Annotated in this window: 7 protein-coding genes and 2 pseudogenes; 6 read left to right on the top strand and 3 right to left on the bottom strand. The window is 63.2% G+C overall.

Features of this window, described 5'->3' with window-relative positions; translation table 11 throughout:
- The 4 genes and pseudogenes from EOA27_RS14745 to EOA27_RS14730 all read left to right on the top strand — a co-directional run.
- Positions 1–798, top strand: a pseudogene (locus EOA27_RS14745) (helicase); the annotation flags it as partial.
- 15 nt (positions 799–813) lie between these two features.
- A complete protein-coding gene (locus EOA27_RS14740; protein ID WP_126080778.1) occupies positions 814–1200 on the top strand; it encodes an RNA-binding S4 domain-containing protein in 387 nt (128 codons plus the stop codon).
- Positions 1201–1401: 201 nt separating this feature from the next.
- Positions 1402–1740 (top strand): ferredoxin FdxA, encoded by a 339-nt coding sequence (fdxA, locus tag EOA27_RS14735; protein ID WP_126080777.1) that lies wholly within the window; start codon positions 1402–1404, stop codon positions 1738–1740.
- Between the two features lie 372 nt (positions 1741–2112).
- Positions 2113–2694: a CarD family transcriptional regulator gene (locus tag EOA27_RS14730; protein WP_095816705.1), complete on the top strand. Its 582-nt coding sequence runs from the start codon at positions 2113–2115 to the stop codon at positions 2692–2694.
- A gap of 72 nt (positions 2695–2766) precedes the next feature.
- Here EOA27_RS14730 and EOA27_RS14725 read toward each other — a convergent pair whose 3' ends face one another.
- The 3 genes and pseudogenes from EOA27_RS14725 to EOA27_RS14715 all read right to left on the bottom strand — a co-directional run bounded on the left by EOA27_RS14725 (position 2767) and on the right by EOA27_RS14715 (position 5154).
- A complete protein-coding gene (locus EOA27_RS14725) occupies positions 2767–3540 on the bottom strand; it encodes an amino acid ABC transporter ATP-binding protein (protein ID WP_126080776.1) in 774 nt (257 codons plus the stop codon).
- Positions 3537–4218, bottom strand: a pseudogene (locus EOA27_RS14720) (ABC transporter permease subunit). Before EOA27_RS14720 ends, EOA27_RS14725 begins: the two are co-directional and overlap by 4 nt.
- Before the next feature lie 162 nt (positions 4219–4380).
- Complete coding sequence (locus EOA27_RS14715) at positions 4381–5154, bottom strand: amino acid ABC transporter substrate-binding protein (RefSeq protein WP_127256566.1); 774 nt, start codon at positions 5152–5154, stop codon at positions 4381–4383.
- A 307-nt stretch (positions 5155–5461) separates the two neighbouring features.
- On the opposite strand from EOA27_RS14715, the gene EOA27_RS14710 reads away from it, so the two are divergent.
- Entirely contained in the window at positions 5462–6325 is an 864-nt protein-coding gene (locus EOA27_RS14710) for an RNA polymerase factor sigma-32 (protein WP_042647759.1), read from the top strand.
- A 171-nt stretch (positions 6326–6496) separates the two neighbouring features.
- Positions 6497–7338: caspase family protein (locus EOA27_RS14705; RefSeq protein ID WP_189562033.1), on the top strand; the 842-nt coding region annotated here is incomplete at its 3' end.

Genomic DNA, 7338 nt, shown 5'->3' with positions numbered 1-7338 from the left:
GCCGAGGGCTCGGGGTCGGCAGCCGTCGAAGCTCCGACTGAAGCCGTCGCGGAAGCTCCGGCCGAAGCCAGCTCGGAAGCAGCGCCGGAACCTGCCGTTGAAGAGCCGTCAGAAGTTGCGGCCGAGGTCGCGGAAGAGGTTCCCACTGTGGAAGCCCCCGCCGCTGTGCTCGAGTCGGCCGAAGGCGCCGACGCCTTTACCTCCCCCTCGATGGGGGAGGTCGCGGCGCGAAGCGACGCGGGTGGAGGTGATGGCGCCGACGATGCAGATGCTGGTACGGCCGGCGCTCCCCACGAGGGGGAAGGCAAGGCCGACGAAACACCAGCTGAAGCTGAAGAACCGAGGCCTGTCCTTCTGTGGCGCCAGGCGCGTTTCGACCATCAGCGCCCGCGCCAGCGTCACGACAACCGTCGCGACAATCGCCAGCGCGGTGACCAGCCGGCGCGCGACGGCCAGACGGGCGCCGCGGGCGGCCAGCCCGGCGACCGGCCGGCCCATGAAAGCCGCCGCGACCAGCGCGACGGCGCCGGCAAGCCGCGCTTCGACCGGTCGAAATTCAAGCCGAGGCCGGATGCAGGCGACCGCCGCGAGGGCGGTGAACGCCGCGAAGGGCGGCCGCAGGGCGATCGTCGGGAGGGCCGGCCTGACTGGAAGGGCAACAGGCAGGAAGGCAAAGGCAACGCTCCGGGCGGCAAGCCGGCCTTCCAGGGCAAGCCGCGCGAGGAACGCCCGCAGCGCTTCGATCCGGATTCGCCCTTCGCCAAGCTCGCCGCCTTGCGCGACCAGCTGAAGAAATAACCTCGGTCGGTTGCAATGGTTGGAGAAGGCCGCCAGCGCATCGACAAATGGCTGTTCTTCTCGCGCGCGGTGAAGTCGCGGTCCCTGGCCGCTAAGGTCGTCGTTGCCGGACGCGTGCGCATCAATCGCGACAAAGCAGCGCAGGCCTCCGATCTGGTGAAGCCCGGCGACGTGCTGACCATCACGCTCGAGGGCCGTATCCTGGTCTGGAAAGTGCTGGATTGCGGCACACGGCGCGGGCCGGCCGATGAAGCGCGCCTGCTTTACCAGGACATGTCGCCGACGCCGACGCCCAAAGGCGGGGCCGTTGCGGACGCCATTCCGGCGCTGCGCGAGGCCGGCAGCGGCCGCCCGACCAAACGCGAGCGCCGGCAGACCGACCGTCTGCTCGGCGACGATTGAAACATAGCCTGCCCGGGGCGTGGCCGGAGAAACTCCGAGAAACTGCGCGGCAATCAGGCTCGGTGACGTCGATCCGCTCTTCCGGCCGGAATTCCTTTCCGGCCCTCCGGCTCCGCCGGCAATCCCTACCCTTGCATGCGGCGGGCAAAGGCGTTACCTCAGCCAAAAAGCCCAACAAAATGGGACGTTCCGGAGCCTGCAATGACCTATGTCGTGACCGACAATTGCATCAAATGCAAATATATGGACTGCATCGAGGTCTGTCCGGTCGACTGTTTCTACGAGGGCGAGAACATGCTCGTCATCCATCCCGACGAGTGCATCGACTGCGGCGTGTGCGAGCCCGAATGCCCGGCGGACGCGATCAAGCCGGACACTGAGGGCGGTCTCGACAAATGGTTGCAGATCAACGCCGAATACGCGGACAAATGGCCCAACATCACGGCCAAGAAAGAACCGCCGGCCGATGCCAAGACCTTCGACGGCGAGACCGGGAAGTTCGAGAAATATTTCTCGGCCGAACCCGGCGAGGGTGATTGAGAAAGAGGCCGATAGCGCTGGCATGACGCCGCGTAACGGGGCCGATACAGATACTGTCTTGACAGGCAGCACTGCCGCTTGGCGTTAGCGAACGCGGCAAAACCTTGATTCTTCCGACTTTTTGTGTTACATAAGCAAAACATGCCGGTGACACGACGTCGATTTATGGCGCTAACGCCCCAAATCACTGAAAGGTGAGCTTTTAAGTCCGGACCAGAGCGATCTGGGGCAGGCGGTCGCATTCATGCGATATGCCGGTTCCCTGCTTTTCCGGTGGGTTCATCCTGTTGCGCGGCTAACGGTCGGCTATCGTCGGCCCATGGGTTCGCGCCGGCATGATGCCGGCGGCACAACTAAGGAGTTCAGGGCGTAATGGCAACGATCACCCCGCAGAAGAAGTCCACCGCGGCCCGCCACGGGTTCAAGACCGGCGAGTTCATCGTCTATCCGGCGCACGGCGTCGGCCAGATCGTGGCGATCGACGAGCAGGAAGTTGCGGGTCACAAGCTGGAACTGTTCGTCATCGATTTCCAGAAGGACAAGATGCGGCTGAAGGTGCCGGTCGCCAAGGCGACCTCGATCGGCATGCGCAAGCTGTCGGAAGAGGATTATGTCGACCGCGCGCTGAAGGTCGTGCAGGGTCGCGCCCGCATCAAGCGCACCATGTGGTCGCGCCGCGCCCAGGAATATGATGCCAAGATCAATTCCGGCGACCTGATCTCGATCTCGGAAGTCGTGCGCGACCTCTACCGTGCCGACAACCAGCCGGAGCAGTCCTATTCCGAGCGCCAGCTCTATGAAGCCGCGCTCGACCGCATGGCTCGTGAGATCGCCGCGGTGAACCGCATGTCGGAGACCGAGGCGGTGCGTCTCATCGAGGTCAACCTCAACAAGGGCCCGAAGCGCGGCGCCAAGGCCGACAACGAAGAATCCGAACAGGAAGAAGCTGCCTGAGCTTTTCCCCTTTAAGTTACGAAGAACCCGGCCTCGTGCCGGGTTTTTTGTTTCTGAAAGGCCTATCGAAGGTTACGCGTCTCCCCCTTCCTTCTGCGCCTCTTCCTGGCGCAGCGAGGCGATGAAGCGTTTCGTCCGCTCGCGCTCCGGATTGTCGAACACGACCGAGGCCGGACCCTTCTCGACGATCGCGCCGGCATCGAGGAAGACGACCTCCTCAGCGATCTTGGAGGCGAGCCTGAGATCATGCGTGGCCATCACCATGGTCGTGCCCTCGCGGGCCAGTTGCCCGAGCACGTCGACCACTTCCTGAGCCAGCTCCGGATCGAGCGCCGAGGTCGGCTCGTCGCACAGCAGCACGCGCGGCGACGGCGCAAGCGCCCGGGCGATCGCCACGCGCTGCTGCTGGCCGCCCGACAGCGTCGCCGGCCAGGCATCGGCCTTGTGCGCCATCCCGACCTTTTCGAGCAGCGCCATCGCCCGCTCGCGCGCCCTCGGCTCGGGCCATTTCAGCACCGTCACCAGCCCTTCCATCACATTCTCGATGGCCGTGCGATGCGGGAAGAGCTGGAAGTTCTGGAACACCATGCCGGTCTGCAGGCGGATGCGCTGGATATCCTTTGCCGGCACCTTGCCGCCCGGATGGAACGCAAGCGTCTCCTCGCCGATGCGCAAGGAACCGGACGTCGGGATCTCCAGCAGGTTGATGCAGCGCAGAAGCGTGCTCTTGCCCCCGCCGGAAGGGCCGACCAGCGCCGTGACGCTGCCTTCGTCGATGCTGACGGTGACGCCCTTCAGGACAAGATTGTCGCCGAAACGCTTCTCGATGTTCGTGAGGCCGATCATGAATTGGCCTCCAGGAAGCCGCCATAGCGGTTGAGCCGCACCTCCAGCCGCGCCTGCAGTGCCGACAGCACCGAGCTCAGCACGAGATAGAGCGCCGCCGCCTCGACATAGAGGATCAGCGGCTCGTAGGTGGTGGCGACGATGCGCTGCGCGGCCTGGAACATCTCGGGCACGGTGATGGCGGCCGCCAGCGAGGTGTCCTTGACCAGCGAGATGAAGGTGTTGGAGAGCGGCGGCACCGCGACGCGGCCCGCTTGTGGAAGTATGGGTGCGACGCATCGCCTCGCTCCAGGTCATGCCGATCGAATAGGACGCCTCCCACTGGCCCTTCGGCACCGAGCCGATGACCGCGCGGATGATCTCGGAGGTGTAGGCGCCGATGTTGAGCGTGAAGCCGATCAGCGCCGCGGGAAAGGCATCGAGCAGGATGCCGACCGACGGCAGGCCATAGAAGATCAGGAAGAGCTGCACCAGCAGTGGCGTGCCGCGAAAGATCCAGACATAGAAGCGCACCAGCGCGACCAGCGGCTTCGGGCCGAACAGCCGGATCAGCGCCGTCACCAGCCCGGCGATGAGCCCGAGCGCGAAGGACAGAAGAGTGAGCGGCACGGTGAAGATCAGCGCCGCCCATAACAGCGTCGGCAGCGATTCCAGCATCAATTGCAGCCAGTGCGGCACGGGGCGCTTCTCCCTTCCAGATACGGCGGCGCGTTGCCCCGTGTGGACTGACTATCATGCAAAAACCGGCGAGCCGTCAAAGACGGCCCCAATGAGTGTCCTGTTAAAAACGGCGGGCCGTCGAAGACGGCCCGCCGGAATTCAGGCAACAGACTGTTCGGCTTACTGGGAAACGTCCTGGCCGAAATACTTGTCGGCAATCTTCTTGTAGGTGCCGTCGGCCTTGATGTCGGCCAGCGCCTTGTTGATGGCCGCGACCAGTTCCGGATCGCCCTTGCGCACGATGACGCCGGAATAGTCGGCATTCTCTTCCTGCGCGGCGATCTTCACATTGGCGTCCGGCTTGTGCTTCTTGAAATCCAGGAAGGACAGGCTGTCGTTGATGGTGGCGTCGGCGCGGCCGGTGAGCAGAAGCTGGATCGACTGGTCGAAGCCGTCGGTGCCGACGAGTTCCGCGCCGTTCTTCTCGGCAAGCTTGCCGAAATTCGAGGTCAGCGACTGCGCCGACTTCTTGCCCTTGAGATCGGCGAAGGTCTTGATGTCGGTATTGTCGCCGCGCACGATCAGCACCGCCTTCGAGGCGATGTAGGGATCCGAGAAATCATACTTGGCCTTGCGCGCGTCGGTGATGCCGACCTCGTTGATGACGGCGTCGTAGCGGTTGGCGTCGAGGCCGGCGATCAGCCCATCCCACTTGCCTTCCAGGAACTCGACCTTGACGCCGAGCTTGTCGCCGATGGCCTTGGCGATCTCGACGTCGAAGCCGACCAGCGCGTTGGATTCGTCATGATAGGTGAAGGGCCCATAGGTGCCTTCCGTGCCGACCTTGAGCACGCCGGCCTGTTTGATCTGGTCGAGATTGGCGCCGGCATGGCCGGCGGTGACCGCCAGAACCTGCAGCGTTCCGACGATGAGGAGCGATTTAAGCCATTTCATTTTTCTGTGATCCCGTTTTGACCGGTATGCCGGTCCGATTGTGAGAGCCGGAAACTGACAGATAGAAGGTCGCGAAATAAGGAACCCGATTTCAAAAATCGGCTTTCCCGGAAATCTGATTCTCAAAATCGCCCGATAATCCGCGAAGCGGCATTTCGGGACCCGCTAACAGAATGTTCCCGCCGGCAACATTTGCCCCCTCGGGCGGCGGAACCATCCATGCGCCTGACACGTTGCATGGCTGTTGTAGGGCGCGGCGGCGTCTTTTCAACCGTCATGAGCGTAATGACCGCCAACAGGAGCCGGCATGATTGAGGACGCGGCAGGACGGACACTGGTCCGGGCGGCAATGAAGGCTCCCTATCTCGAGCGCGACGAGGAGCATGTCCTTGCGCTCCGCTGGAAGGAAGAGAACGACCAGCACGCGCTGCATCGGATCACCGTCGCCCATATGCGGCTGGTCATCTCCATGGCCTCGAAATTCCGCCATTACGGACTGCCGCTCGGCGACCTGATCCAGGAGGGCCATGTCGGCCTCCTCGAGGCGGCGGCTCGTTTCGAGCCCGCGCGCGAAGTGCGCTTCTCGACTTATGCCACCTGGTGGATCCGCGCCTCGATGCAGGACTACATCCTGCGCAACTGGTCGATCGTGCGCGGCGGCACCAGCTCGGCGCAGAAGGCGCTGTTCTTCAATCTCAGGCGTTTGCGCGCACGGCTGGCCAACGGCGCCGAGCCGCTCTCCAATGCCTCGCTCTACCGCGAGGTCTCGGCGGCGCTCGGCGTTCCCGAAGCGGACGTGGCGATGATGGATTCACGCCTGTCCTCCCCAGACAGCTCGCTCAACGCACCGCTTGCGGACGAAAACGGCGCTGCCGAGCGGATGGATTTCCTGGTCTCCGAAGACCCGTTGCCTGACGAGATCGTCGGCGAAAGAATCGACGTCCAGCGCCGCGCCCTCTGGCTGAAAAGCGCGCTTGGCGCGCTCAACGCCCGCGAGCTTCGCATCATCGAGGAGCGCAGGCTCAGCGATGACGGCGCCACGCTTGAATCACTTGGCGAACAGCTCGGCATCTCCAAGGAGCGTGTCCGCCAGATCGAGGCGCGTGCCATGGAAAAGCTGAAGCTGGCGCTGGTGAAGCAGAACCCGGAATTTCTGGCGGAGGCCGCCTGAGCAGCAACTTGAAGTTGTTGGCGAGTTCTATTCATTGAACAAAAATATATCCCCGTTGCGGCAAAAGCTTTCCTTCTTACTGTATCAGCGTATTGTGAATTCTTTAACAGACCCGCGCGCGCAACTGGTCTTTGGTGAATCCGACAGACCATAGCGGATGGGGGACTTGCCATGCTGCGATGCTGCGCCTTCCTTGCAGCCTTGATCCTCGTGGGCTTCGCGACGTTCGAAGCGCACGCTGACCGCAGGGTTGCCTTTGTGATCGGCAATTCGCAATACCGCAATATTCCGGCGCTCAAGAACCCGGACACCGACGCCAAGGACGTCTCGAAGACGTTCCGGCTGGCCGGTTTCGATGTATTCGTCGCCAAGGACGTCACCAAGCTGCAGTTCGAGGAGCAGTTCCGCAACTATCTCGCGGCCGCGGATGGCGCCGATCTCGCTGTCGTCTATTATTCGGGCCACGGGTTTCAGATCGGTGGCGTGAATTTCCTGATCCCTGTCGACGCTTCGCTCAAGCAGGCCGCCGACATCGAGGTTCAGGCGATCAAGCTCGATGACATGCTGGAGCAATTGCGCTCGAAGTCGAAAATCCAGATCATCATCCTCGATGCCTGCCGCAACAATCCGTTTCCGCGCAAGGACTACTGGCTGCGGGACCAGCTGATCACCGCTAGCGGCACCGGTCTTGCCGAGGTGAAAAGCTCGCAGAACGCGCTGATTGCCTTTGCCACCGGTCCCGATGCGATCGCCTATGACGGGACGGGCAACGCCAGTCCATTCTCATCCGCTTTTTCGCGCCGCGCGCTGGCGCCGAACCAGGAGATACGCGCGGTCATGGCCGCGGTGCGCCGCGACGTGGTCGCAGCCACCAAAGGCAAGCAGGTTCCTTGGGAGAACTCCTCGCTGATCGACGAAGTAGTGCTCATGCACCGTGCGAACAAGCCGGCGCTGCCGCCGGTGCTGGAGAGAGTCGTGCCGTCGGGGATCGGGCCGGTCGCGCTTGACCTGCC

The sequence above is a fragment of the Mesorhizobium sp. M2A.F.Ca.ET.037.01.1.1 genome (assembly GCF_003998075.1).
In the GTDB taxonomy this organism is placed as follows: Bacteria; Pseudomonadota; Alphaproteobacteria; order Rhizobiales; family Rhizobiaceae; genus Mesorhizobium.
Note: the sequence above shows the minus strand (reverse complement) of the source record. Positions and strands in the feature narration are given on the sequence as shown.